This is a genomic window from Promicromonospora xylanilytica (assembly GCF_054782895.1).
The window spans coordinates 259,694-284,475 of the sequence record NZ_BAAGRP010000004.1 but is presented as its reverse complement, the minus strand read 5'-3'; the positions used below and the strand labels follow the sequence as shown (position 1 = coordinate 284,475).

General features: G+C 73.7%; 20 protein-coding genes. 13 read left to right on the top strand and 7 right to left on the bottom strand.

The annotated features are described in order from the left end of the window. The first annotated feature begins 10 nt into the window (after positions 1-10). The 5 genes from hutH (at position 11) to hutI (ending at position 7,448) form a co-directional block, all read left to right on the top strand. Positions 11-1,642, top strand: a complete 1,632-nt coding sequence (hutH, locus tag ACYVK7_RS06230) for a histidine ammonia-lyase (RefSeq protein WP_460886813.1) — start codon at positions 11-13, stop codon at positions 1,640-1,642. Positions 1,643-1,682: 40 nt separating this feature from the next. Continuing rightward, positions 1,683-3,359: a urocanate hydratase gene (gene hutU / locus ACYVK7_RS06225; protein ID WP_460886812.1), complete on the top strand. Its 1,677-nt coding sequence runs from the start codon at positions 1,683-1,685 to the stop codon at positions 3,357-3,359. Beyond that, positions 3,356-4,726, top strand: a complete 1,371-nt coding sequence (locus tag ACYVK7_RS06220) for an allantoate amidohydrolase (protein WP_460886811.1) — start codon at positions 3,356-3,358, stop codon at positions 4,724-4,726. Before hutU ends, ACYVK7_RS06220 begins: the two co-directional genes overlap by 4 nt. Positions 4,727-4,815: 89 nt before the next feature. After that, a complete protein-coding gene (locus ACYVK7_RS06215) occupies positions 4,816-6,198 on the top strand; it encodes a formimidoylglutamate deiminase (RefSeq protein ID WP_460886810.1) in 1,383 nt (460 codons plus the stop codon). Beyond that, positions 6,195-7,448, top strand: coding sequence for an imidazolonepropionase (gene hutI, locus ACYVK7_RS06210; protein WP_460886809.1), 1,254 nt, complete (start codon positions 6,195-6,197; stop codon positions 7,446-7,448). Before ACYVK7_RS06215 ends, hutI begins: the two co-directional genes overlap by 4 nt. A 63-nt stretch (positions 7,449-7,511) precedes the next feature. Here hutI and ACYVK7_RS06205 read toward each other — a convergent pair whose 3' ends face one another. From ACYVK7_RS06205 to ACYVK7_RS06190, 4 genes are all read right to left on the bottom strand, one after another. After that, entirely contained in the window at positions 7,512-9,320 is a 1,809-nt protein-coding gene (locus ACYVK7_RS06205) for a glycoside hydrolase family 35 protein (protein ID WP_460886808.1), read from the bottom strand. A 94-nt stretch (positions 9,321-9,414) separates the two neighbouring features. Next, positions 9,415-10,755: an ABC transporter substrate-binding protein gene (locus ACYVK7_RS06200; RefSeq protein ID WP_460886807.1), complete on the bottom strand. Its 1,341-nt coding sequence runs from the start codon at positions 10,753-10,755 to the stop codon at positions 9,415-9,417. Positions 10,756-10,818: 63 nt separating this feature from the next. Beyond that, positions 10,819-11,748, bottom strand: coding sequence for a carbohydrate ABC transporter permease (locus ACYVK7_RS06195; protein ID WP_460886806.1), 930 nt, complete (start codon positions 11,746-11,748; stop codon positions 10,819-10,821). 3 nt (positions 11,749-11,751) lie between these two features. Then, complete coding sequence (locus tag ACYVK7_RS06190; RefSeq protein ID WP_460886805.1) at positions 11,752-12,621, bottom strand: carbohydrate ABC transporter permease; 870 nt, start codon at positions 12,619-12,621, stop codon at positions 11,752-11,754. A gap of 182 nt (positions 12,622-12,803) precedes the next feature. Here ACYVK7_RS06190 and ACYVK7_RS06185 point away from each other — a divergent pair, with 182 nt between their 5' ends. From ACYVK7_RS06185 to ACYVK7_RS06175, 3 genes are all read left to right on the top strand, one after another. After that, positions 12,804-13,841 carry a LacI family DNA-binding transcriptional regulator gene (locus tag ACYVK7_RS06185; RefSeq protein ID WP_460886943.1) on the top strand — a complete coding sequence of 346 codons (1,038 nt, stop codon included), beginning with the start codon at positions 12,804-12,806 and terminating at the stop codon, positions 13,839-13,841. An 87-nt stretch (positions 13,842-13,928) separates the two neighbouring features. Next, positions 13,929-14,663: a phosphatase PAP2 family protein gene (locus ACYVK7_RS06180; protein ID WP_460886804.1), complete on the top strand. Its 735-nt coding sequence runs from the start codon at positions 13,929-13,931 to the stop codon at positions 14,661-14,663. A gap of 10 nt (positions 14,664-14,673) precedes the next feature. Next, positions 14,674-15,273 (top strand): DUF998 domain-containing protein, encoded by a 600-nt coding sequence (locus ACYVK7_RS06175; RefSeq protein ID WP_460886803.1) that lies wholly within the window; start codon positions 14,674-14,676, stop codon positions 15,271-15,273. A gap of 31 nt (positions 15,274-15,304) precedes the next feature. On the opposite strand, the gene ACYVK7_RS06170 is transcribed toward ACYVK7_RS06175, so the two are convergent. Both ACYVK7_RS06170 and ACYVK7_RS06165 read right to left on the bottom strand, forming a co-directional pair. After that, positions 15,305-16,873, bottom strand: a complete 1,569-nt coding sequence (locus tag ACYVK7_RS06170) for a glycerol-3-phosphate dehydrogenase/oxidase (protein ID WP_460886802.1) — start codon at positions 16,871-16,873, stop codon at positions 15,305-15,307. Between the two features lie 40 nt (positions 16,874-16,913). Further along, positions 16,914-17,543, bottom strand: a complete 630-nt coding sequence (locus tag ACYVK7_RS06165; protein WP_460886801.1) for a TetR/AcrR family transcriptional regulator — start codon at positions 17,541-17,543, stop codon at positions 16,914-16,916. A gap of 67 nt (positions 17,544-17,610) precedes the next feature. Between ACYVK7_RS06165 and ACYVK7_RS06160 the strand changes: the two genes are divergently transcribed. The 4 genes from ACYVK7_RS06160 to sigJ all read left to right on the top strand — a co-directional run bounded on the left by ACYVK7_RS06160 (position 17,611) and on the right by sigJ (position 22,400). Continuing rightward, a complete protein-coding gene (locus ACYVK7_RS06160; RefSeq protein ID WP_460886800.1) occupies positions 17,611-19,227 on the top strand; it encodes an FAD-binding oxidoreductase in 1,617 nt (538 codons plus the stop codon). A 109-nt stretch (positions 19,228-19,336) separates the two neighbouring features. Next, positions 19,337-20,254 (top strand): diacylglycerol kinase family protein, encoded by a 918-nt coding sequence (locus tag ACYVK7_RS06155; RefSeq protein WP_460886799.1) that lies wholly within the window; start codon positions 19,337-19,339, stop codon positions 20,252-20,254. A 560-nt stretch (positions 20,255-20,814) separates the two neighbouring features. Next, a complete protein-coding gene (locus ACYVK7_RS06150; protein ID WP_460886798.1) occupies positions 20,815-21,474 on the top strand; it encodes a carboxymuconolactone decarboxylase family protein in 660 nt (219 codons plus the stop codon). After that, positions 21,474-22,400: an RNA polymerase sigma factor SigJ gene (gene sigJ / locus ACYVK7_RS06145; RefSeq protein ID WP_460886797.1), complete on the top strand. Its 927-nt coding sequence runs from the start codon at positions 21,474-21,476 to the stop codon at positions 22,398-22,400. The genes ACYVK7_RS06150 and sigJ overlap by 1 nt, the downstream gene beginning before the upstream one ends. Before the next feature lie 36 nt (positions 22,401-22,436). Here sigJ and ACYVK7_RS06140 read toward each other — a convergent pair whose 3' ends face one another. Continuing rightward, on the bottom strand, positions 22,437-23,198 hold the full coding sequence (locus tag ACYVK7_RS06140) for an IclR family transcriptional regulator (protein WP_460886796.1): 762 nt from the start codon (positions 23,196-23,198) through the stop codon (positions 22,437-22,439). A 313-nt stretch (positions 23,199-23,511) separates the two neighbouring features. Between ACYVK7_RS06140 and ACYVK7_RS06135 the strand changes: the two genes are divergently transcribed. Continuing rightward, positions 23,512-24,777: a cytochrome P450 family protein gene (locus ACYVK7_RS06135; protein WP_460886795.1), complete on the top strand. Its 1,266-nt coding sequence runs from the start codon at positions 23,512-23,514 to the stop codon at positions 24,775-24,777. The last annotated feature ends 5 nt before the right edge of the window (positions 24,778-24,782 follow it).

Below are 24,782 nucleotides of genomic sequence, written 5' to 3'. Positions count from 1 at the left end.
CCATGGGGGTATGAGCACCCTGCACCACACGGAGCCGACGCCGGCCACCCGCCCGGCCGACCCGGACCTGCCCCAGCACGTCGTCCTCGACGGAACACCGCTCACCGTCGAGCAGGTGGTCGCCATCGCCCGCTACGGCGCGACCGTCGAGATCCACGAGACCGCCCTCGCCCGGATGGCGCAGAGCCGCGCCGTCATCGATGGCCTGGCCCAGGACACCGTGCCGCACTACGGCGTCTCCACCGGGTTCGGTGCGCTCGCCCGCCGGCACATCCCCACCGAGATGCGGGCCCAGCTCCAGCTCAGCCTCGTGCGCTCGCACGCCGCCGGATCCGGGCCCGAGGTCGAGACCGAGGTGGTGCGCGCACTGCAGCTGCTGCGCCTCGCCACGCTCGTCACCGGCCACACCGGCGCCCGCCCGGTCACCGCGCAGACCTACGCCGCGATGCTCAACGCCGGGATCACGCCGATCGTGCACGAGTACGGGTCGCTCGGCTGCTCGGGCGACCTCGCGCCACTCGCGCACGTGGCGCTCGCCGCCATGGGGGAGGGACAGGTGCGGGTGGTGCCGCCGGGCTCTACCAGTGAGCGCGGGACCGTCGACGCCGCGCAGGCCCTCGCCGACGCCGGCATCGACCCCCTGCTGCTCGCCGAGAAGGAGGGGCTCGCCCTCATCAACGGCACCGACGGCATGCTCGGCATGCTCTGCCTCGCGATCCACGACCTGCGCCGCCTGCTGACCACGGCCGACGTCGCGGCGGCCCTGTCCGTCGAGGCCCTCCTCGGCTCCGACGCGCCGTTCGCCGAGGACCTCGTGGGCATGCGCCCCCACCCCGGCCAGGCGGCGTCGGCGTCGAACCTGCGCGCCGTGCTCGCGGGCTCGCCGCTCATGGCGAGCCACCGCGAGCTGGACGCCGACGGCAACCCCGCGTGCACCCGCGTGCAGGACGCCTACTCCCTGCGCTGCGCCCCGCAGGTGCACGGCGCCGCCCGTGACACCCTCGAGCACGCGGCGACGGTCGCGGGCCGGGAGCTGGCCTCCGCCATCGACAACCCGGTCGTCACGTCCGACGGGCGCGTCGAGTCCAACGGCAACTTCCACGGGGCGCCCGTCGCGTACGTGCTGGACTTCCTCGCCATCGCCGCCGCAGACCTGGCGAGCATGAGCGAGCGGCGCACCGACCGGTTCCTCGACGTCTCCCGCTCCGAGGGTCTGCCCGCGTTCCTGGCGCACGACCCCGGCGTCGACTCCGGGCACATGATCGCCCAGTACACGGCCGCCGGGATCGTCTCGGAGCTGAAGCGCCTGGCCGCGCCCGCCAGCGTGGACTCGATCCCGAGCTCCGCCATGCAGGAGGACCACGTGTCCATGGGCTGGGCCGGCGCCCGCAAGCTCCGGCGGTCCGTGGACGGGCTCACCCGCGTGCTCGCGATCGAGGTGCTCACGGCGACCCGGGCGCTGGACCTCCGCGAGGAGGCCCCGGCCGCCGGCACGGGCGCCGTGCACCACGTGGTCCGCGCCGGCGTTCCCGGACCCGGGCCCGACCGCTACCTCGCCCCGGAGATCGAGCACGTGGTCCAGCTCGTGACGACCGGCGCGATCGCAGCGGCACCGACGGCCGCCGTCGGCCCCCTGCACTGACCGCACCTCGACCGACCACCCTGTGCCGAAGGAGACCCAGATGAATCACGTTCACGACCGGGGGACGCCCGTCAGCGTCCGTGCCGCGCGCGGGACCGCGCTGACCGCCCGCAGCTGGCAGACCGAGGCCCCGCTGCGCATGCTCATGAACAACCTCGACCCCGAGGTGGCCGAGCGGCCCGACGACCTGGTCGTCTACGGCGGCACCGGGCGCGCCGCGCGGGACTGGCCGAGCTACCACGCCATCGTCCGCTCGCTCACCGACCTGCGCGACGACGAGACGCTGATGGTGCAGTCCGGCCGTCCAGTGGGGGTGCTGCGGACGCACGAGTGGGCGCCGCGCGTGCTCATCGCCAACTCCAACCTCGTGGGCGACTGGGCCAACTGGCCCGAGTTCCGTCGCCTGGAGCAGCTCGGGCTGACCATGTACGGGCAGATGACCGCCGGGTCGTGGATCTACATCGGGTCCCAGGGGATCCTCCAGGGCACGTACGAGACGCTGGCCGCGGTCGCCGCCAAGAAGTTCTCCGGAACTCTGGCGGGCACGCTGACCCTGACCGGCGGCTGCGGCGGCATGGGCGGGGCCCAGCCCCTGGCCGTCACGCTCAACGGGGGCGTGTGCCTGGTGGTCGACGTCGACCCGGCCCGCCTGCACCGCCGCGTCGAGACCCGCTACCTGGACGTCGTCGCCTCGTCGCTGGACGAAGGGGTCGAGCTGGCGCTCGCGGCCAAGAAGGAGCGGCGCGCGCTGTCGGTCGGCGTGGTCGGCAACTCCGCCGATGTCGTGCCTGAGCTGCTGCGCCGCGGCGTCGAGGTGGACGTCGTCACGGACCAGACCTCGGCGCACGACCCGCTGTCGTACCTGCCGTCCGGCGTGGCGCTCGAGGACTGGGCCTCGGAGGCGGAGAAGGACCCCGCAGGGTTCACCGACCGGGCCCGGGAGTCGATGGCCCGGCACGTCGAGGCCATGGTCGGCTTCCAGGACGCGGGTGCCGAGGTGTTCGACTACGGCAACTCGATCCGCGACGAGGCCCGCCAGGGCGGGTACGACCGGGCGTTCGACTTCCCCGGCTTCGTGCCCGCGTACATCCGGCCGCTGTTCGCCGAGGGCAAGGGGCCGTTCCGCTGGGCGGCTCTCTCCGGTGACCCGAAGGACATCGCCGTGACGGACAAGGCGGTGCTCGACCTGTTCCCCGACGACGACCACCTGGGCCGCTGGATCCGCGCCGCGCAGGACCGTGTCGCCTTCCAGGGCCTGCCGGCCCGCATCTGCTGGCTCGGGCACGGGGAGCGTGATGCGGCCGGGCTGCGGTTCAACGAGCTCGTGGCCGCCGGGGAGATCTCCGCGCCGCTCGCCATCGGGCGCGACCACCTGGACTCCGGCTCCGTGGCCTCCCCGTACCGGGAGACCGAGTCGATGGCCGATGGCTCGGACGCCATCGCCGACTGGCCGCTGCTGAACGCCCTGATGAACACCGCCTCCGGTGCCACCTGGGTCTCCATCCACCACGGCGGTGGCGTGGGCATGGGCAGGTCGCTGCACTCCGGCCAGGTCTCGGTGGCGGACGGCACGCCGCTGGCCGCCGAGAAGCTGGCCCGCGTGCTCGCGAACGACCCCGCGACCGGCGTGCTGCGCCACGTCGACGCCGGGTACGACGACGCCGTCGCGGCCGCCGAGCGCGGCGGGCTGCGGGTGCCGATGCGGGAGACCTCGTGACGGGTGCGTTTGCGTCCAGGGGAGGTTCCGGCCCGGCGGGCCCGACGCCGGTGGGGTCGCTGCTGGCGGCGATCGCCGACGTCGGCCGGGCGCCGGCCGGCGGGTACGCGCGGTTCGCCTGGACCGCGCACGACCTGACCCTGCGCGAGTGGTTCGCCGCGGAGGCGGCCCGGCGCGGCCTGGACCTGGTGATCGACCGCGCGGGCAACCAGTGGGCGTGGTGGGGCGACCCGGACACCGACGGGCCGGGCGTCGTGACCGGCAGCCACCTCGACTCGGTGCCCGGCGGCGGGGCCTTCGACGGGCCGCTCGGGGTGGCGAGCGCGTTCGCGGCGCTCGACGCCCTGCGCGCGGCGGGCGTGCGCCCCGGACGGCCGCTCGGGATCGTGAACTTCTCCGACGAGGAGGGCGCCCGGTTCGGGCTCGCGTGCCTGGGCTCGCGGGCCGTGACCGGGACGGTCGGCGCGGACACGCTGCTCGCGCTGCGCGACGGCGCGGGCGACACCCTGGCCGACGTGCTCCGGCGGGGGCTCTCGACCGACCCGACGGGTTCGACGGGCGGCGGCTGGGCCGGCGCGGGCCGGTCCGGCGTCGAGCACTACGGCCGGGACCCCGAGGCGCTCGCGCGGGTGGGCGTCTTCGTGGAGCTGCACGTGGAGCAGGGTCGCTACCTGGCCGACCTGCCGGAGCACGAGGCGGCGCCGGTCGCCGTCGGCGCCGCGATCTGGCCGCACGGCCGCTGGCGGGTCGACCTCGTGGGCGAGGCCAACCACGCGGGCACCACGCCGCTGGCCCACCGCCACGACCCGATGCTCGACCTCGCCCGGCTGATCACCGACGTGCGCGCCGCCGCAGAGCACGCCGGGGCGCTCGCCACGCTGGCGAAGGTCGAGATCGAGCCGAACGGCGTCAACGCCATCCCCTCGCGCGTCCGAGCCTGGATCGACGCCCGCGCGGAGACGGAGGACGCCGTGCGCCGGATCCTTCCGGTGCGGGGTGCAGCCGCGACCAACTCTGCACTCGACGGTGGAGGCGGGCGGGGGGTCGGGCTGGCTTCGTGGGAGGCCGTACCGGAGTCCTGGACGCCCGCCACCGTGTTCGACCCGGTGCTCGCCGGCCGGCTGGCCGACGTGGTCGGGCGGCCGGGATCCGACCTGCCCGCCCCGGTGATCGGCACGGGCGCAGGGCACGACGCCGGCATCTTCGCGGCGGCCGGGATCCCTACCGCGATGCTGTTCGTGCGCAACCCCACCGGCATCTCCCACTCGCCGGCGGAACACGCGGAGGAGGCAGACTGCGACGCAGGCGTCCAGGCCCTGACCGCGGTCCTGACGACCCTGTTGGCCCCCGGGGAGAGTGATCGGTAGAACGTCAGGTGATCGGCACCCCGGGCTGCCGACCATGTGACGTCTTGCCGACCAGCCGGATGATCCAACCACCCAGAGACGGAGACGCGATGAGGTTCTGGTGCGAACGGGCCTGGCTGCCCGCCCGGCGCCCGGCCGGGGGTGTCGTCGAGTCCGTGCTCGTCGAGACCAGTGACGGGCGGATCACCGGCGTCGAGCCGGGGGCACCGGCGTCGGACGGCGACGTGCGGCTCGGCGGGCTGGTGCTGCCCGGCCTCGCCAACGCGCACTCGCACGCGTTCCACCGGGCCCTGCGCGGGCGCACGCACGCGGACGGCGGATCCTTCTGGACCTGGCGCGAGGGCATGTACGCCCTGGCAGCGGCCCTCACACCGGAGCTGTACGAGCGGCTGGCCCGAGCCGTCCTCGCGGAGATGGCGCTCGGCGGGACCACCGCGGTGGGCGAGTTCCACTACGTGCACCACCGCGCCGACGGCACGCCGTACCCGGCGGAGCAGGGCGGCGCGAACGCCATGGCCGAGGCCCTGCGCTCCGCCGCGCGTGACGCAGGAGTGCACCTCACGCTGCTCGACACCTGCTACCTCCACGGCGGCCTCGGCCCCGACGGCCACGAGCCGCTCGCCCCGGAGCAGACGCGGTTCGGCGACGGCACCGTCGAGGCCTGGACCCGCCGCGTGACCGCGCTGCGCGCCGCGTGGGCAGGCGACGACCGGGTGCTCGTCGGCGCCGCGGCCCACTCGGTGCGCGCCGTCGCGCCCGACGAGCTGCGCGAGGTCGCCCGCTGGGCGCGCGGGGCCGGCGCGCCCCTGCACGTCCACCTGTCCGAGCAGCCGGGCGAGAACGAGGCGGCGCTCGCGGCGTTCGGCCGCACCCCGACGCGGCTGCTCCACGACGCCGGCGCCCTCGGCCCCGGCACCACCGCCGTCCACGCGGTGCACCTGACCGACGACGACGTCGCCCTGCTCGGCACCTCCGGCACCGGGGTCTGCCTCTGCCCGACGACGGAGCGCGACCTCGCCGACGGCATCGCGCCCGGCCTCCGGCTGCTGCATGCCGGCAGCCCGCTGTCGGTCGGCACGGACCAGCACGCGGGCGCCGACGTGCTCGCCGAGGCGCGCGGGGTCGAGGAGCACGAGCGCCTCGCGACCGGACGGCGCGGCGCGTTCGACCCGGCGACGCTGATCGAGCTCGCGACCTCGGCGGGCCACGCGGCGCTCGGACGCCCCGACGCCGGCCGGATCGCCGTCGGCGCGCCGGCCGACCTCGTCGCCCTGCGCCTCGACACGGCACGCACCGCCGGGATCGACCCGGCGCAGGCGGCACTGGTGGCGGGCGCGGCCGACGTGTCCGACGTCGTCGCGGGCGGGGAGCTCGTGGTGTGGGACGGTGAGCACCGGGCCGGGGACGTCGCCCGGATGCTCACCGAGGCGATCGACGAGATCTGGGCGGCGACGAAGGAGAACACGGTATGAGCGTGCTGCTGACGAACATCGGCGAGCTGGTCACCAACGACCCGGAGCACGGCGGGCGGCACGGCCCCGGGCCGGGGGAGCCGGACGACGGCGGGCTCGGGACCGTGCGGGAGGCCGCGGTCGTGGTGCAGGACGGGCGGATCGCGTGGACGGGGCCGGCCGCGGCCGCTCCGGCGGCCGACGTCGCCGTGGACCTGGAGGGCAGGGCCGTGCTCCCCGGCTTCGTGGACTCCCACTCGCACACGGTGTTCGCGGGGGACCGCGCCGCCGAGTTCGCCGCGCGCATGACCGGCGAGCCGTACACCGGGGGCGGCATCGCCACCACGGTCGCCGCCACCCGCGCCGCGAGCGAGAGCACGCTGCGGACGCGCGGCCAGGCCCTGGTGCGCGAGATGCTCGGGCAGGGCACCACCACCGTCGAGATCAAGAGCGGCTACGGCCAGGACGTCGCCACCGAGGCACGCATGCTGCGGATCGCACGCGAGCTCACCGCCGAGACGACGTACCTCGGCGCGCACACCGTCCCGGCCGAGCACGCCGACGACCGCGCCGGCTACGTGGACCTCGTGACCGGCCCGATGCTCGCCGCCTGCGCGCCGCACGCCCGCTGGATCGACGTGTTCTGCGAGCCCGCCGCGCCCACCGCGTTCGACGAGGACGAGGCCCGCGCCGTGCTCCGCGCCGGCCTGCGGGCCGGCCTGCTGGCCCGCGTGCACGGCAACCAGCTCTCGGCAGGCCCCGGCGTGCGGCTCGCCGTCGAGGTCGGGGCCGCCAGCGTGGACCACTGCACCCACCTGTCCGACGCCGACGTCGACGCCCTGGCCGGGTCGTGGACCTCGGCGCGCGGGACCTCGGCGCACGGGTCCGGCGCGACGCCGGGCACTGTCGCGACCCTGCTGCCCGCCGTCGAGTTCTCCACCCGGTCGCCCTACCCCGACGCCCGCCGGCTGCTCGCCGCGGGGGTGCCGGTCGCGCTGGCCACCGACTGCAACCCGGGCTCCGGCTACAGCTCGTCCATGTCGTTCGTGGTGGCGCTCGCGGTGCGGGAGATGCGGATGACCCCCGCCGAGGCACTCTGGTCGGCGACCGCGGGCGGGGCGGCGGCGCTCCGCCGGGACGACGTGGGGCACCTGCGGGTCGGCGCCCGCGCCGACCTGACCGTCCTCGACGCTCCCAGCCACCTCTACCTGGCCTACCGCCCCGGTGTGCCGCTGGTCCACGAGGTCTGGAAGGACGGCGCCCAGGTCTGACCCGCCCCGCTGACGGCGGCGGCCGTCGAACGTAGGCCTCGGCGCCGGGGGCTGTTCTCCGGGCTACTGCTCCGTGATGCCCAGGGACGGGGCGGGCACGAAACGTGCTCGCGGGCTCGCCGCGCCGTGCAGCTCCAGCAGCACGAGCTCGTTTCCGGTGCCGCGCACCAGGGGCCCGGGGACATACAGCGTGTGCGTGGGGCCGAGGCTCCAGTAGCGGCCGAGCAGCTCGCCGTTCACCCAGGCCAGGCCCTTGGTCCAGCCGCCGAGGCGCAGGAAGTGGTCGGCCCCGGCGACGGAGTCGAACGTGCCCCGGTACAGGCCGGGCCAGGCGGCACCCCCGTCGCCCGCACCCCCGGAGACGGCACCCGTCTGCGGGACCGTCACGTCGAGCGCCCCGCGCAGCAGGTCCGCCGCGTCCTCGACCCGCAGCGCGCCGGCCGTCCACTCGTCCAGCGTGCGCACGGCCGTGCGCACGGTGCCGATCAGCCCCTTGGGCTCGCCGATCCGCGGCCCGTAGTTGACGTGCCCCTGGTTCTCGACGAGCAGCGTCAGCTCGCCCGAGCGGGCGGGCAGGGCGACCGTGAACGTGTGTGATCCGCGGTCGAGCACACCCACCGGCTCGCCGTCGAGCAGCACGACGGCGCGGTCGCGCACCTCGTCGACGGTCAGCACGGCGTCGTCGGGCCGGATGCGGGTGCGATACACGGCGAAGCCGGACCACAGGCCCAGCTCCTCCATGGTCGGCGCGTGGTCGTAGCTGCCGAGGCTGCCGCGCACCAGCGACGACACCGCGTCGGCGAGCGGGACGTGCGCGGTCAGGGTCACGTCGAGCTCCGGGGCCGGCTGCCGCTCCGCGGGGACCGCGCCGGGCACGGGGAGGTGCCGCGCGATCACGTCGCGCATCGCGTGGTACTTGGCGGTCGGCGTGCCGTCCTCGGCGAGTGGCGCGTCGTAGTCGTACGACGTGGTGATCGGCCGGTAGATGCCCTTGTCGTTGGCGCCGCTGGTGAGGCCGAAGTTGGTGCCGCCGTGGAACATGTAGAGGTTGACGGAGCCGCCGGCCGCGAGCAGCTCGTCCAGGTCCGCGGCGTTCGTCTCGGCGGGCGCCAGGTGGTGCTCGAGGCCCCACGAGTCGAACCAGCCGTTCCAGAACTCCATGCACATCAGGGGCCCGGTGGGCTGGTGCCGGCGGAGCACCTCGAACCGCTCGGCGGTGCGCGACCCGAACGTCGCGGTCTTGTGCAGCTCCGGCAGGCCGCCGCGCTCCAGCATCTCGTCGTTCGCCTGGTCGCAGGTGAACAGCGGCACGTCGATGCCCTGGCCGCGGACCAGGTCGACGAGCGCCCGCAGGTACTTCTGCCGCTCCGGCATCGGGTCGTCCCCGTAGGCCCCGTACTCGTTCTCGACCTGCACCATCAGCACCGGGCCGCCGTGCGTCACCTGACGCTCGGCCACCAGCGGCAGCAGGCTCGCGTAGTACTTGCCGATCGCGTCGAGGAACCGCGGCTCGTGGCGCCGCACGCCCACGGCGGAGTCGGCCAGCAGCCAGGCGGGCAGGCCGCCGCCGTCCCACTCCGCGCAGATGTACGGACCCGGCCGCACGATCGCGTACAGCCCCTCCGCGGCCACGAGGTCGAGGAACCGGCCGAGGTCCCGCCGCCCGTCCAGGTCGAACACACCGGGCTCGGGCGCGTGGAAGTTCCACGGCACGTACGTCTCGATGGTGTTCAGGCCCATGAGGCGGGCCTTGCGGATGCGGTCGGCCCACTGGTCGGGGTGCACACGGAAGTAGTGCAGCGCGCCGCTGACGACCTGCATCCGCTCGCCGCCGAGCTGGAAGTCCTCGGGGCCGATGTCGAACGTGGGCATGTGTGGTTCCTCGGAGTGCGGTGGTGACAGGGGAGACGGGACGACGGCGGGGAGCACCCCCGCCGTCGTCACCGGTTGTTGCGTGCCGGGCGGCTCACTCGCTGACGGTGAAGCCCTGCTCGTTGCCGTAGCCGACGATCGACTGCTGCCAGTCGGCCAGACCGTCCGTCAGGGGCGTCGAGCCCGTGTACGACTTGCCCACCGTGTCGGGGAACACGCTGTTCGCGTAGACCTGGTACGGCAGGTACTGCCAGCCGGTCACGACGCTCGTCGCCGACTCGGAGAGCACCTCGTTGATCTTCTGGCCGCCGAAGTACTCGGACTCCTCGGCGAGGAACTCCTCGTCCGTGAGGTCCGCGAGCGTCGCCGGGAAGTTGCCGCCCTCCAGGCGTGTCGCGACACCGTCGCCGGCGTTCGCGTACTCCAGGAAGCCGTAGGCCAGCGCCTTCTGCTCGCTGGCCTCCGTGACCGACAGCGCGGAGCCGCCGTTCTCCGCGGTCTCCTTGGCGCCGGCGGTCCACTGCGGCATGGGCGCCACGCGCCAGTCACCCGCCGCCGGGGCGGCGCCCGACTCGAGGTTCGCGGGCATCCACGCGCCCGTCACGAGCGCGGCGATCTCGCCGTTGCCCAGGCCCTGGAACCACTCGTCGGTCCAGGCGGGGACGTTGGCGACCAGGTCGTCGTCCAGCATCTGCTGCCACATCTCGGAGAACTTGGTCGTGCCATCGTCGGCGAGGTCCACGGTGACGTCCGTGCCGTCCACCTCGAACGGGTGGCCGCCCGCCTGCCAGATCATCGACGTGGCGAAGCCGGCGTCACCGTTGTCCGCGGTGATGTACGTGTCCGGGTCGTGGGCCTGGATCTTCTCCGCCGCGGTGACGAACTCCTCCCACGTGGCGGGAACGTCGACACCCGCCTTCTCGAACGTCTTCGCGTTGTAGAACAGGGCCATCGGGCCGGAGTCCATCGGCAGGCCGTACACGGCGTCGCCGTCGGTCACCGCGCCCCACGGTCCGGGCGAGTAGGTGCCGTCCAGCTCGCTCGCGCCGAAGGGCGCGAGATCGGCCAGGGACTCGCCGATCGAGAACTGCGGCAGGGCGTAGTACTCCATCTGCGCGACGTCGGGCACACCCGAGCCGGCGCTGATCGCGTTCTGCAGAGCCACGTAGTGGTCGTTGCCCGTACCGACGTTGGCGAGCTCGACGTCGACGTTCGGGTACTCGGCCTCGAAGTCCTCGACGACCTTGTCCAGCGTGGGCTCCCAGGCCCAGACCAGCAGCTCGCCGCCCTCCTCGAGCGCCGCGGTGATGTCCTCGGGTGACATCGCCTCCCCGCCGGCGTCGCCGTCGGACCCGGAACCGCACGCGGTCAGGGCGAGCGCCAGGGCGCTCGCCGCGGCGAGCGCACCTACGGCGCGGTGGTGGCGGATGGTCATGATAGTTCCTCTCACTTCATCGTCAGTCGGACCAGGTCTTGCGCAGAGCCGTGCGGGTGGTGCTCACTCCTTGACGCTGCCGGCGGCAAGACCCGACTGCCAGTAGCGCTGCAGGAGCAGGAAGACCGCGATGAGCGGCAGGATGGTCAGGAGCGAGCCGGCGATGACGAGGTTGAAGATCGCCTCGCCGCCGGCCGTCGTCGCCTGCTCGTTCCATGCGTTCAGGCCCAGGGTCAGGGGGTACCAGTCCGGGTCGCGCAGCATGATGAGCGGCAGGAAGTAGTTGTTCCACGTCGCGACGACGGTGAACAGCAGCACCGTGACGATGCCGGGGGCCAGCATGGGCAGGGCCACCTGGAAGAAGGTACGGGCCTCGCTCGCCCCGTCGATGCGGGCGGCCTCCATGATCTCGTCCGGCACGGCGTCGGCCGCGAACGTCCACATGAGGTAGAGCCCGAACGGCGAGATGAGCGACGGGATGATCACCGACCAGGGCGTGTTGGTGAGCCCCAGGTTCGCGAACATGAGGAACGTGGGCACGGCGAGAGCCGTGCCGGGAACGGCCACCGCGCCGATGACGACGGCGAACACCACGCGCTTGCCGGGGAAGCTGAACTTCGCCAGGCCGTAGCCGCCGAGCAGGGCCAGCAGGGTGGCACCACCGGCGCCCGCCACGACGTACAGCAGCGTGTTGGCGAACCAGCGCAGGAACACGCCGCCGTCGTAGGTGACGACGCCGACGAGGTTGTCCCAGAGGGCGAAGTCGCCGCTGAACCAGAGGCCGAACGAGCTGAACAGGTCGGGCTGGGTCTTGGTCGCGTTGAACAGGAGCCAGACCAGCGGGATCAGGGCGTAGACGCCGACCAGGGCGGTGAGGACCGTGAGCAGGACGCTGCGCGTCGGGCGGGCGTGCGAGCGGCGGCGGGTCGCGAGGCGAGGACGGGGCCGCCGCGCCCGGACGGTGGGCGCGTTCATCAGGACGTTGGTGCTCATGGCTCAGACCTCCCTGCGCATGCCGCGCAGCTGCACCACGTAGGCCACGAGCATCGTGAGCACGCCCATGATGATCGCCACCGTGGCCGAGTAGTTGTACTGCTGGCCGGAGAAGGACAGCGAGTAGGCGTACAGGTTCGGGGTGTAGTGCGTCGAGATGTAGTTGGGCGACAGCGACTGCAGGATGCTCGGTTCGTTGAAGAGCTGGAACGAGCCGATGATCGAGAAGATCGTCGCCACGACGAGCGCGCCGCGGATCGCGGGCACCTTGATCGCCGTGATCACGCGCCACGGCCCCGCGCCGTCGATCTCCGCCGCCTCGTACAGCGAGGTGGGCACGACGCGCAGCGCCGAGTAGAAGATCAGCATGTTGTAGCCCACGAACTGCCAGGTCACGATGTTGCCGATCGCCGGGAGCAGCAGTGCGGACGCCAGCGGGTCCGGCAAGCTGGTGCCGAACAGGTCGTTGAAGTTGCCGACCAGGCCGAACCGGTCGCCGTACATGAAGCCCCACATCAGCGCCGCCACGACGCCCGGCACCGCGTACGGCAGGAAGATCGTGAGGCGGAAGAAGTCCCGCCCGTAGAGGCGGCCGCTGTCGATGGCGAGGGCGACCAGCAGCGAGATGCCGAGCATCACGGGCACCTGGACCACGAGGAACAGGGTGACGCGGCCGACGCCGTCCCAGAACTTCGGGTCACCGAGCGCCCGGGCGTAGTTGTCGAACCCGACGAACGAGGTGCCGCCCACGAGCTGCGTCTGGAACAGGCTCAGGTAGAGCGAGTAGACGATCGGCGCGAGGAAGACCAGGGCGAAGACGGCCATGAAGGGGCCGACGAAGCCCCACCCGGCCCAGCGGGAGCGCCGTCGCATCCGTCCTGGGGTCCTGGGCACGGCCGGAGGCGATGCGAGCGTGGTCAAGGGATGTCGCTCCTTATGCGGGTGGGGTCAGCATGCCGTCGTGTTGACGTCAACATGGTGACGCGGACTAGGGTGCTGGTGAGCTACCCGGGGTGTCAAGCGCGCGCACCGGAGCGACGGTGCATCACGAGGAGGTGGATGCGGTGGAGGGCAGAGGCCCGTCCCTGGCTGACGTGGCCGATCTCGCCGGAGTGTCGACCCAGACGGTCTCCCGCGTGTCGATGGGCCTGGACAACGTGCGGCCGGCGACCCGCGACCGCGTGCTGGCGGCGATGGCGGAGCTCGGCTACGCGCCCAACACCGCCGCACGAGCCCTGCGGTACGGCAGCTTCCGGACCATCGGCGTGATCGCCCACCGGCTCGCCCGTACGGGGGAGTCCCGGACGGTCGAGGCGGTGGTCGAGGCCGCGCGCCGGGAGGGCTACACGGTGACACTGATCGACGTCGAGAGCCCGTCGTCCGACGTCGTCTCCGCCGCGGCGACCCGGCTCTCCCACCAGGCGATCGACGGGCTGGTCATCATCAGGGCCGAGACCGCGTCGCCGGACACGCTCGCGCTACCGCCCCGGATGCCCGTCGTGGTCTCCGACTCCCGGTTCGTCGGTCACCACCCCGCCGTCGGCGCCGACCAGGCCGACGGCGCCCGCCGGGCCACCCAGCACCTGCTGGACCTGGGGCACCGGACCGTGCACCACATCGCGGGTCCGGCGGACTCCGCACCCGCCCAGCTGCGGACGGAGGCCTGGCGCGCGGTGCTCGACGAGGCGGGCAGGCCCGTCCCCGAGGTCGTGGTGGGGGACTGGACGGCGGCGTCCGGCTACGCGGCGGGGCGCGGACCGCTCGCCGCCCCGGACGTCACCGCGGTGTTCTGCGCCAACGACGAGATGGCCGCCGGCGTGCTGCGGGCCCTGCACGAGGCCGGCCGGTCCGTGCCCCGCGACGTCTCGGTGGTCGGGTTCGACGACGTCCTGCTGGCGGGCTACCTCTGGCCGCCGCTGACCACGGTGGTGCAGGACTTCGACGAGATCGGCCGCCGGCTCGTGGCACGGCTGCTGCACCAGGTACGGACCGGCGAGATCGAGGACGGCGGCGGCGCGGAGAACCTGCACGACGTGGTGCCCGTGGAGCTCAGGATCCGGGAGAGCACCGCGCCCCCGCGGCCACCGGGGTAGGCCCTTGCCCCACCGGTGCCGAGCATTCACCCTGAAACCCGTAGGATCGGCATGATGGCGCAATCAGAGGGCAGGGGTGGAACGCGCGTGGAGTCACCGTCAACCGAGGCTCCGCTCGACCCGTCGACCCGTCCGACGTGGCGCAGCTCCGCGCTGGCGGCCGTCATCGGGTCGCTGGTGTTCGCGTTCCTCATCTGGCAGGTCGTGGTCCGCGGCCCGTTCATCGCCTGGGACTGGCAGTTCCACTACTACGTGGACGCGAACCACCCCGTCGGGTGGGAGAAGGCCTTTCTCGACATCGTCGCGAGCGTCACGGGCGAGCGGCTCTTCACCATCCCGATGGTGGGCGGCACCGCCCTGTACGTCGCGTGGAAGCAGGGCGGCCCCGGCTCGCTCTGGCGCATCGGCACCCGGCGGCCGGTGCTGGCCGTGCTCGCCGGCCTCGCGACCATCGCGTCCATCGGCTACGGCACCAAGTTCGGCCTGGGCCGCACCGGACCGCACCACAACATGGACGTGCTGCACGCCGGTGGCCAGGCCTTCCCGTCGGGCCACGCGGCGAACACGTTCTTCACCGGGTTCTTCATCCTCTGCCTGCTGTTCGCCCAGAGCGGGCTGAGTCCGAACCTCGGCAGGCTGCGCACGCTCATCCCCGTCGTCGCCGTCATCGTGCTGGTCGCGGGGGCCTTGATGTCGTGGCTGGACTACCACTGGCTGAGCGACATCCCCGGCGGCTGGCTGCTCGGGTTCATCGCCTGCATGGTGGCGCTGTCCGTGCTGCGCGCCCCACGCCGCGAACGAGAACGCACCCCCGCGCGCTAGGGTCGGCGCCGTGGCGATCCTCCTCTGGTCCGGCGCTGTCGGCTCCTGGCTGTTCATCGCGACGTTCCTGCTCGACGGCTGGACACGGCCGGGCTACCGGCCGGTATACCACCCGGTCAGCGCTCTGGCCCTCGGGTCGCGCGGCTGGCTCCAGGCGGCGAACTTCATCCTGTGCGGGCTCGCGATCACGGCCGGTGCGGTGGCGCTCGCGGGGGCACTGGACAGCGTGCTGCTCGCGCTGGTGGTCGCGGTGTTCGGGCTCGCGCTCGTCGCGTCGGGAGTGTTCCCGATGGATGCCATGCGGTCGTACCCGCCCGGCACGCCGGACGGGACGCCTACCGAGGTGTCCAGGCGGCACACGTGGCACGACTGGGCAGGCATGGTCGTCTTCGGCGCACTTCCGGTCGCCGCGGTCGTGGCGGCCTTCGTGCTCCCCGAGACGGGCTGGACGTGGTACTCGGGCCTCACGGCGGCCACGGCAGGGGCCGGCCTCATGGTGTTCGGCCAGGCCTGGGAGGACGACCACCCGCGTGCCGGACTCGTGCAGCGCGTGACGATCATCGTCGGCTGGACCTGGCTGGGGCTCCTCTTCGTCCACGCGGCCCGGTAGCGACCTGGTAGCGGCCCGGTAGCGGCCCGCGTCACAGGCGCGCGAGCGTGTCGGTGACCAGCTCGGCGACGACGTCGTGCACCGCGGCGCGGTCGGCGGGGACCAGCCCGACGCGGGTGCGCCGGTCCAGCACGTCGTCCGCGTCCAGCGCGCCCTCGTGCGTGACGGCCCACTCGATCTCGGCGCGGGTGATGTCCAGGTGCGCGGCGACGGGTATTCCCTCGCCGACGGCGGACGCCGCACCCGGCACCGTCGCAGTGCCCAGCACCGCGGCGGCCTCGGCGCCGTACCGCGCGACGAGCGGGGCGGGCAGGCCGCCGGCCGGCGCGGGCGGCGCGCCGAGCGACGGCGCCCCGACCAGCGGCAGGTCGGCGGTCCAGCACGGCCCGGCGGTGAGCCCGGCGTGCCGGACGGCCAGGTCCACCGCGTCCTCGGCCATGGTCCGGTAGGTGGTCAGCTTGCCGCCCAGCACGTTCACCGCGCCGGTGGACGGCGACACCTCCACGAGATGCTTGCGCGAGACGTCGGACGACACCGTGCCGTCGCCCCGCCCGGCCGTGTCCACCAGGGGGCGCAGACCCGCGAAGGTGCCCACGACGTCGTCGGGCACCAGCGGGCGGTCCAGCAGGGCGGACACCGTCTCCAGGAGGAAGTCGACCTCGCCCTGCGTCGCTACCGGCACGTCGGGGACCGGGCCGGGCGCCTCCTCGTCGGTGAGGCCGATGACCACCCGTCCGAGCTGCGCGGGCAGCGCGAAGACGTAGCGCGAGCCCGAGCCGGGGACGGGCACCATGAGGGCCCCCGCCGGGTGGCCCAGCCGGGCGGCGGGCACCACGACGTGCGTGCCGCGGCTCGGCCGCAGCCGCACCGACGGGTCGACCGTCCCCGCCCAGACGCCGGTCGCGTTCACGACCGTGCGGGCCCGCACGTCGAGCGCGGCGCCGGTGCGCGTGTCCTCCAGCGTCGCGCCGTCCGCGCGCAGGTGGGTGGCGCGGACCCGCGTCAGGATGCGTGCGCCGCGCCCCGCCGCGGTCCGGGCGAGGGCGACGACGAGCCGGGCGTCGTCGACCAGCTGGCCGTCGTGGGCCACCCATGCGGCGCGCAGGCGCGCGCGGGCGACGGCGGGGACCAGCCGTGCGGTCTCGTCCGGCCCGGCGAGGCGGGGCCCGGGCAGCACCCGCGACGGCGTGCCGGCATCGCGGCGCAGGAGGTCGCCGAGCCCGAACCCGATGCCGGCCGTGAGGCCCTGCCGCTTGCCCACGCCGGGCGCGAGCGGGAGCACCTGCGGCAGCGCGCGCACCAGGTGCGGTGCGGTGCGGATCATCAGCACGTGCCGCTCGCGTGCGCTCTCGCGGGCCACGCCCACGTCGCCGGTGGCCAGGTACCGCAGCCCGCCGTGGGCGAGCTTGGAGCTCCAGCGGGAGGTGCCCCAGGCGAGGTCGTGCGCCTCGACGAGGGCGACGGACAGGCCGCGCGCCGCGGCGTCGAGCGCCACGCCGGCACCCGTCACCCCGCCGCCGACGACGAGCAGGTCGATGGTCTCGGAGGCGAGCCGGTCGAGCTCGTCGGCCCGCCGGGCGGCGGTCAGGGCAGTGCGCATCGTTCCTGCTTCCGGGTCGTCGCGTCGGGTGGGCCGCCCGTCAGGGACGGAGGTAGCCGTCGAGAGCGTGGGCGAGCTCGGTGCGCAGGGCACCGGCGTCGATGACCGTGGTGACCGTCCTGTGGGACAGCACGGCCGACTGGGTGATGAGCAGGATCATGACGGCCAGGTCGGAGGGCGCCCCCTGCCGCACCGTCCCGCCCCGCTGGGCGGCGGCCACAGCGGTGGCGAGCCACTCGAGGCTCACCCGCTGGGACCGGCCGATCCGCTGGAACGCGTACTGGGTGAAGACCTCCGGCTCGTGGGTCAGCAGCCGCCCGTACACGGGGTCGGTGCGGATCAGCTCGCTGAACCGGACCACCTTCTCGACGATGGCGGCGCGGTCGTCCGCCTGCGGGCCGACGGCGGTGATCACGCGCTGCGCGTGGTGCATGAGAAGGGCCCGCAGCACCTCTTCCGCCGACTCCCAGCGGCGGTAGACCGTGGGCCGGGAGACGCCGGCGGCCCGGGCCAGCTCGGTGACGGAGAGCCCGCGGGTGCCACGGGTGGCGACCAGCTCGCCGGCGGACGCGAGCAGGCGTGCCTCGATGTCGTCGAGCTCCCGGCCGGTCTCGCCGTCGGGATGCTCCGGTGGTGGGCTCGCTGCCGAGCCTGCGTTACGGATTGTCATGTTGTGTCACACTGTAACGCGAACCGGGCACACCTGCCAGGCCCCGCCCCGACCACACGGAGGACACGTGAGCACCAAGCCGCAGCACGAGCGCATCGACATGCGGTGGTCCGGGTGGGGCGACCCCGACGCGGCCCACGGGCTTCCCGGCGGCGTCAAGCTCCTGCTCACGGCCGTGCTGGGACGGGTGCCGACGGCGCGCCCCGCACCGGGGCTCGCCGAGGTCATCCTGACGACGCCGCCCCTGGCCGACGCCGACGTGGCGGCCCTCGCCGGGGTGGTCGGCGCCGACCACGTCGACGCGGACCACCGGACCCGGGTGCTGCACGCCGGCGGCAAGTCCACGCCGGACCTGCTGCGGCGCAGGCAGACCGAGCAGGCCGCACCGGGCGCCGTCGTACTGCCCGGGTCCGAGGACGAGGTGGCGGCCGTGCTCGAGGTCGCCGGGGAGCGCGGGCTCGCCGTGGTGCCGTTCGGCGGGGGCACCGCCGTGACCGGCGGGCTGGACCCGGTTGCCGGGGCGCACCGGGGCGTCGTCAGCCTCGACCTACGCCGGCTGGTCGGGCTGGTCGCGCTGGACGCCACGACCCAGGAGGCGACCCTCTGGGCGGGAACCACCGCACCGGCCGCCGAGTCGGCGCTGGGGGAGCAGGGCTTCGAGCTGGGCCATTTTCCCCAGAGCTTCGAGTTCGCGACCCTCGGCGGGTTCGCCGCCATGCGCTCGTCCGGCCAGAACTCGGCCGGGTACGGGCGGTTCGACGCCATGGTCACCGGGCTGCGCGTGGTCACGCCGGCAGGGGTGCTCGACCTGGGTCGCGCGCCGGGGTCGGCAGCGGGACCCGATCTGGTGCGCTGGTTCCTCGGTTCGGAGGGCGCGTTCGGCGTGATCACACAGGTGCGGCTGCGCGTGCACCCGGTCCCGGAGGTGCGGCTCCTCGACGCCTGGAGCTTCGGCGACTTCGCGACCGGGGCCGACGCGCTGCGGCGCGTGGCCCAGCTCGGCACCGGTCCCACCGTGCTCCGCCTGTCCGACGAGGACGAGACGGCGGTCTCCCTCGCGCAGGTCGGCAACATCGGCAAGGCGCTGGCCAGGGGCTGCTCCGCCGTCGTGCTGCACGAGGGTCCCGACGGGCCGGCGCAGGCCCGGCGCGACGCCACCACGCGCGTGCTGCGCGAGGCGGGCGGCAGGCCCGCCGCCGAGAAGCTCGCCGAATCCTGGGACCGGGGCCGGTTCAAGGCGCCCTACCTCCGCGACGCGCTGCTCGACCACGGCGTGTTCTGCGAGACGCTCGAGACCGCCACCACGTGGTCGAACCTGCACGCGTTGAAGGCCGCCGTCACCGGCGCGCTGACGGAAGGGCTCGCACAGGAGGGGGCGAGGAACCGCGTCCTGTGCCACATCTCCCACGTGTACCCGACCGGGGCGTCGCTCTACTTCACCGTGATCGCGGGGCTCGGCGCCGAACCGCTCGAGCCGTGGGGCCGGGTGAAGCGCCGCGTGAACGACGCGATCATGGCGGCGGGCGGCACGATCAGCCACCACCACGGGGTCGGCGCCGACCACGCACCCTGGCTGGAGCAGGAGATCGGCGAGGTGGGGGTCCGCATGCTGCGGGCGGTCAAGGCGGAGCTGGACCCGGCAGGGATCATGAATCCCGGCGCACTGCTCGAGCAGGCCGGCTGACCCGGTAGGTTGCGGCCCACCAGATCGGGTCACGGCCCACCACTATCGCGGGTTCGACTGATCGCAGGTTCGACGACAGGGCGTCCGACGGCGGGCGCGTGGAGCTGACATGACTGAGCGGTACGGCAGGGCCGGGCACATCGCGGTGCTCGTGAACCCAGCGTCAGGGCGCGGGTTCGGTGCGGGGAGCGGGCAGGTCGCGGTGGACCGGCTCCGGGAGCGCGGCGCCGACGTCCGCGTCTACCAGGGCGCCGACGCCGAGGAGACGGTCGCGCTCGGCAGGAAGGCGGTGGACGAGCAGCCGTCCGTGGTGGTGGTCGCAGGGGGTGACGGCACCATCTCGTCCGTGCTGCCACCGGTCCTCGAGGCGGAGCTGCCGCTCGCGGTGATCCCCGGCGGAACCGGCAACGACCTGGCGCGTGAGCACGGCATCCCGCTCGACGCCCCGGCGGCCGCCGCGGACCTGGCGCTCGACGGCGCCCGCAAGCGCGTCGACACGGGCACCATCACGGCCGACGACGGCACCGTGCGCCACTTCGTCACCGTCCTGTGCGCAGGCCTCGACTCCCTCACGAACGAGCGCACCAACCGCATGACCTGGCCCACCGGCCCCGCCCGGTACCGGATCGCCGTGTACGCGGAATGGCTGCGGCTCAAGCGGTTCGGCTACCGGCTGCGCCCCGTCGACGCACCGGCCCTGGCCCAGGACGGGTACGTGCTCGGGATAGGGCTCACCAAGTCGTACGGCGGTGGGGTGCTGGTCTGCCCCCGCGCCGACCCGACCGACGGGCTGCTCGACGTCACCCTGGTGCACGCGGTGGGGCGGTTCCGCTTCATGGCGTTCGACAGCCTCATCAAGGCGGGCAAGCACGTCGACCGGCCGGACGTGACCACGCTGCGGACGTCCGCGATGCGGGTCGAGGCGCCGGCCGGCCTGGTCGCGTACGCGGACGGCGAGTTCGTGGGGCCGCTCCCCGTCACGGTCGAGGCGCACCGGGAGGCGCTGACGCTGTGCGTGCCGGTGTGAGGGACTCGGCCGACGACCAGGGTCGAGCCGCGGGTTGAGGTCGAACCGCAGGTTGAGGTCGAACCGAGGGTTGAGGTCGAACCGAGGGGTCGAGCCGCAAGTTGATCGTCGTGGCGGGCGTGTGGTGGGGCCGAGCCGCAAGTTGATCGTCTGGTCGGCGCCGAGCCGCAAGCTGTTGGTCTCGGGAGTGCCGGATAGACCAACATGCTTCGGTTCGGCACGTCGGACCGGGCCCAGGTTGCGGTTCGGCCTGCTCGGCACGTCCAACTTGCGGTTCGGCACCTCCGGCTGGCACGTCGAACTTGCGGTTCGGCGCAGCCGGCCGGCCGACGCACCCTGGCCGCACGCGTCCGACGGTCACCCGGCTGACGGTCACGTGTCCGACGGTCACCCGGCCGACGGTCACGTGTCCGACGGTCACCCGGACGGCGCAGCTGGCCGATGCCGGAATCTGGCCGCGTCGTGGTGTGACCCGGATCACGGAGTGCTCGTGTCACGTCCCGGAGCAGGGCGGTGTCTGGAGGGTGTCCCGCGATGGAGCCACCGAACGGAGCCCGATCATGCCCAGCGTCCCCATGCCCAGTACCCCCACGCCCCGCGCACCCGGCGAGCCGGGCCCCAACGAGCCGGGCCGCACCATCAGCACCAGGATCACCCGCGCCATACCGAGAACCCTGACCAACCGGGCCATGGCCGCGTTCTCGCGGCGGCGGTACGGCGCGGTGCTGGACCCGCTGGTCGCTGTCGGCCACCACGGGAAGGTGACCAGGACGTACGCGCTCACCGAGCTCGGCGTCGGCGGCTGGAAGGCGCTCGACCCCGACCTCAAGTCGCTGGCGGTGATGGCGTCCGCCGTGGCGATCGGCTGCACGTGGTGCGTGGACTTCGGCTACTGGGAGGCGCAGCATGAGCACATGGACCCGGGAAAGCTGCACGACGTCCCGGCCTGGCGTTCGAGCGAGCGGTTCACCGACCTGGAACGGGACGTGCTGGCGCTCGCCGAGGCCGAGACCGCCACGCCGCCGTCCGTCGACGACGACCTGGTCGGGCGCCTGGTCGCCGCCCTCGGCGAGGAGGCCTTCACCGAGCTCGTCGCCATCGTCGCGGTGGAGAACCTCCGCAGCCGCATCAACGCCACGATGGGGCTGAGCGCGCAGGGCTTCAGCGACCGCTGCGAGGTCCCGCTCGGCGGGGCACTCGCCGAGGTGGGCGAGCAGTAGTGCCCGACGACGTGGCGGCGGGGCCGCGATCCGAGGCCGTCGAGCGCCCCGGGCTCGCCGGGCTCGCCGAGCCGTTCGAGGCCAACCGCCGCCTGCTGTTCACCGTCGCCTACGAGATGCTCGGCGCGGCCGCCGACGCGGAGGACGTGGTGCAGGAGGCGTGGCTGCGCTGGTCGGCCGCGGACCGGAGCGACGTCCTGGAGCCGCGGGCCTATCTGGTCCGCGTCACCACGCGGCTGGCCCTGAACCGGCTCCGGACGCTGCGGCGCGCCCGGGAGACGTACGTGGGCCCGTGGCTCCCCGACCCGCTCCTGACCGCGCCCGACGCAGCCCTCCCGGTCGAGCGCGCCGAGGAGGTGTCGCTGGCGCTGCTCGTCGTGCTGGAGACGCTGTCGCCCCTGGAGCGGGCGGTGTTCGTGCTGCGCGAGGTGTTCGACCTGCCGTACCAGGAGATCGCCGAGGCGCTGGACCGAGACGTGTCGGCGGTGCGTCAGACCGCCCACCGGGCCAGGGAGCACGTGCGTGCGCGGCGACCGCGCTACACGCCGGCCGGACCCCAGCACGCCGAGGCCACGGAGCGGTTCCTGGCCGCGTGCTTCACGGGCGACCTCGCCGGCGTGGTGGCGGCGCTCGCGCCCGAGGTGGAGCTCGTGACCGACGGCGGCGGCGTGGTGCGCGCGGCCCGCCGGATCATCCGGGGCGCCGACAAGGTGTCCCGCGCCCTGATCGCGTTCGCCCGCGACAGCACGGTGGCCCGCCTGGAGTGGGTCCCGGTCGAGATCAACGGGGCGCTGGGCACGATGGCCCTGCGGGGCGGCGTGCCGACCATGGCGACGGCCGCCGAGTTCGACGGCGACCGGATGGTGCGGATCATGGTGTTCCGCAACCCGACGCGCCTCGCGGGGCTGCGCAGGCGCCCCGGCTGACCGGCGCGCCGCCGTGCCGGGCCGGACCGTCGCGAGTCAGACCGTCGCGAGGTCGCCGGCCACCAGGCCCAGCTCGCGACGGGCCTGCGCGGGCACCGCCTCGCCCGGGATACTGAGCCCGACGGCCCACGTGACGTCGTCACCGGCCCGGCGGGGGACGAGGTGAGCGGCACAGGTGATGTCGTCGCGGAACTCGCCGTGCTCCTCGACAACGTTGTCGGGCCGCAAGCGGTTGAGCTGTGCGTCGAGCGACCGGATGTCGGAGGCGGTGCGTGCGGTGAACTTGCGCATCCCCGCGTCCAGCACCAGCTCGTTGCGCTCCCGGCGGGAGAGCCCGAGCAGCAGCGCCTTGCCGAGCGCGGTGGCGTGGGCGGAGACGTCGAGCCCGCGCTCCAGGTCCTCCAGGTACGGCGAGCCGGGGGCCTCCGCGTAGTCGACGACGACCACGCGGCCCGCGCTGATCCGGCCGAGATACGCGCTGTAGCCGGAGCTCTGGGCGAGGTGGCGCAGCACCTCGCGCGTGTCCGGGCCGCGCCCCAGCGAGCCGAGCTGCTCGTAGAACCGCTGGCTCACCTGCTCGCCGACGTCGTACGTGCCGTCCTTGAGCCGGGTGACGTACCCCTTGTAGGCGAGCGTGCGCACGAGGTGGTACGTGGTGGACAGGTTGAGGCCGCTGCGGCGGGCGATCGCCTTGACGGGCAGGCCCGGAGACCGCGTGACGACCTCGAGCACCCGAAAGGCGCGGGCCACACTCTGCACCAGGTCGTCCGGGCGTTCCCGGTCGGCGTCCAGAGTCACGTGCCCCCCTTGTTCGTCGGCGGGTGGCCGACGTCGTTTCGACTGAAGTGGTCCCGCCCGGATGGGTCTCGACAGGGTCGATCGAGGGTGCGACAGTGTGTGTGCCCTCGCAGCCATCGTAGCCACGGGCGTGGCGGAGGTCACGATGCTAGGTGGGAACACGGGTGGGTTCACCCTGGGCGATCGACGACGATGCACAGATACGGCGAATCAATGAATTTACCTGAACCGGGATCTATCCGGCAAGCACCCATGCTCTCGGCCCTCGGGCCGGTCTACCACTCCGAGAGGTCCGGCGACCTTGCTCGATGACATGCGCGGCACGCAGGACCGTCCCTGGCGGGACGCCCGGCCGGTCCGGCTCGGCGCCGTCTCGCGCCTGCGGCCCTTGGTGCAGGCGTCGGCCCTCCAGGACCCGCGGGAGTTCTACGACGAGCTGACGCGTGAGTGGGGCGAGGTGGCGCCCGTGGAGCTGGAGCCCGGCGTGCCCGCCTGGCTGGTGATGGGGCAGCGGCTCGTCTACGACATCATGCGCAACGAGCACCTCTTCGCGACCAACCCCCAGACCTGGAACGGGCACGCGCGCGGCGGCCTGCCCCCGACCTCCGGCCTGCGCCCGGTGTTCACGACGCAGCAGCGCTTCGGCGCCAACCACACCGACGGCGCGCTGCGGCAGCGCCTGCGCGAACCGCTCGACGACGCGTTCGAGCAGCTGTCCGAGGGCATCACCGCCTCGAAGACACGCTCCCTGTGCAACCTGCTCATCGACCGCTTCGAGGACCGCGGGCGCGCCGACCTCATGCTCGAGTACGCCTCCGTGATCCCGTTCCTGGTCATCGCCGACATGATCGGGTTCGACCCGGAGGACGGGCAGCGCCTGTTCGACCTGACCCGCAGGGTCGCGGGCGCCGGGGCCGACGCGGCACAGGCGGTGTCCGAGGTGGACCGGATGCTCACCGAGCTCGCGGCGGCGCGGCGCGTGCGGCCGCGGCGCGACCTCGCGAGCTCGCTCGCGTCCCACCCGAACCTGCGCGAGGACATCGAGGTGGCCCACAGCCTGCTCGTCGTCGCGTACGCGGGCAACCTGACGCTGACCGCGTGGGTGGCGCAGACCCTGCTGCTGACCCTCACCGACTCGCGGTTCTCGGGCCGGCTGCACGGCGGCCGCATCGACCTGGACAACGCGATGGACGAGGTGCTCTGGCGCTCCACCCCGACCATCAACACCCTGCCGCGCTTCGCCCGCCAGGACGTGGTGCTCGACGGCAAGCTCATCGCGGCCGGCGACCCGCTCGTGCTGGGGATCCACGCGGCCAACACCGACCCGCGGATGGACACCGGTGACCCGTGGGACCACGTCGGCAGCCGCGCCCACGTGTCGTTCGGCACCGGCCCGCACACGTGCCCGGCACCCCGCACGGCCCGCCTGATCGCGCGGATCGCCGTCGAGACGATCCTGCGCCGGCTCGACGTGGTGCTCCGGATCCCCGCCGCCGACGTCACCTGGGACCAGGCGCTGTGGATCCGCCAGCCGGTGCAGCTCCCGGTCACCTTTCCGCCCCCGGTGGTGTCGGCATAGCCGGG

What these genes read in the sequence shown, in the direction of transcription:
- hutH (WP_460886813.1), top strand. Translation starts at nt 11, where the DNA reads ATGAGCACCCTGCACCACACGGAGCCGACGCCGGCCACCCGCCCGGCC.
- hutU (WP_460886812.1), top strand. Translation starts at nt 1,683, where the DNA reads ATGAATCACGTTCACGACCGGGGGACGCCCGTCAGCGTCCGTGCCGCG.
- ACYVK7_RS06215 (WP_460886810.1), top strand. Translation starts at nt 4,816, where the DNA reads ATGAGGTTCTGGTGCGAACGGGCCTGGCTGCCCGCCCGGCGCCCGGCC.
- hutI (WP_460886809.1), top strand. Translation starts at nt 6,195, where the DNA reads ATGAGCGTGCTGCTGACGAACATCGGCGAGCTGGTCACCAACGACCCG.
- ACYVK7_RS06205 (WP_460886808.1), bottom strand. Translation starts at nt 9,320, where the DNA reads ATGCCCACGTTCGACATCGGCCCCGAGGACTTCCAGCTCGGCGGCGAG.
- ACYVK7_RS06200 (WP_460886807.1), bottom strand. Translation starts at nt 10,755, where the DNA reads ATGACCATCCGCCACCACCGCGCCGTAGGTGCGCTCGCCGCGGCGAGC.
- ACYVK7_RS06195 (WP_460886806.1), bottom strand. Translation starts at nt 11,748, where the DNA reads ATGAGCACCAACGTCCTGATGAACGCGCCCACCGTCCGGGCGCGGCGG.
- ACYVK7_RS06190 (WP_460886805.1), bottom strand. Translation starts at nt 12,621, where the DNA reads ATGCGACGGCGCTCCCGCTGGGCCGGGTGGGGCTTCGTCGGCCCCTTC.
- ACYVK7_RS06170 (WP_460886802.1), bottom strand. Translation starts at nt 16,873, where the DNA reads ATGCGCACTGCCCTGACCGCCGCCCGGCGGGCCGACGAGCTCGACCGG.
- ACYVK7_RS06165 (WP_460886801.1), bottom strand. Translation starts at nt 17,543, where the DNA reads ATGACAATCCGTAACGCAGGCTCGGCAGCGAGCCCACCACCGGAGCAT.
- ACYVK7_RS06155 (WP_460886799.1), top strand. Translation starts at nt 19,337, where the DNA reads ATGACTGAGCGGTACGGCAGGGCCGGGCACATCGCGGTGCTCGTGAAC.
- ACYVK7_RS06150 (WP_460886798.1), top strand. Translation starts at nt 20,815, where the DNA reads ATGCCCAGCGTCCCCATGCCCAGTACCCCCACGCCCCGCGCACCCGGC.
- ACYVK7_RS06135 (WP_460886795.1), top strand. Translation starts at nt 23,512, where the DNA reads ATGCGCGGCACGCAGGACCGTCCCTGGCGGGACGCCCGGCCGGTCCGG.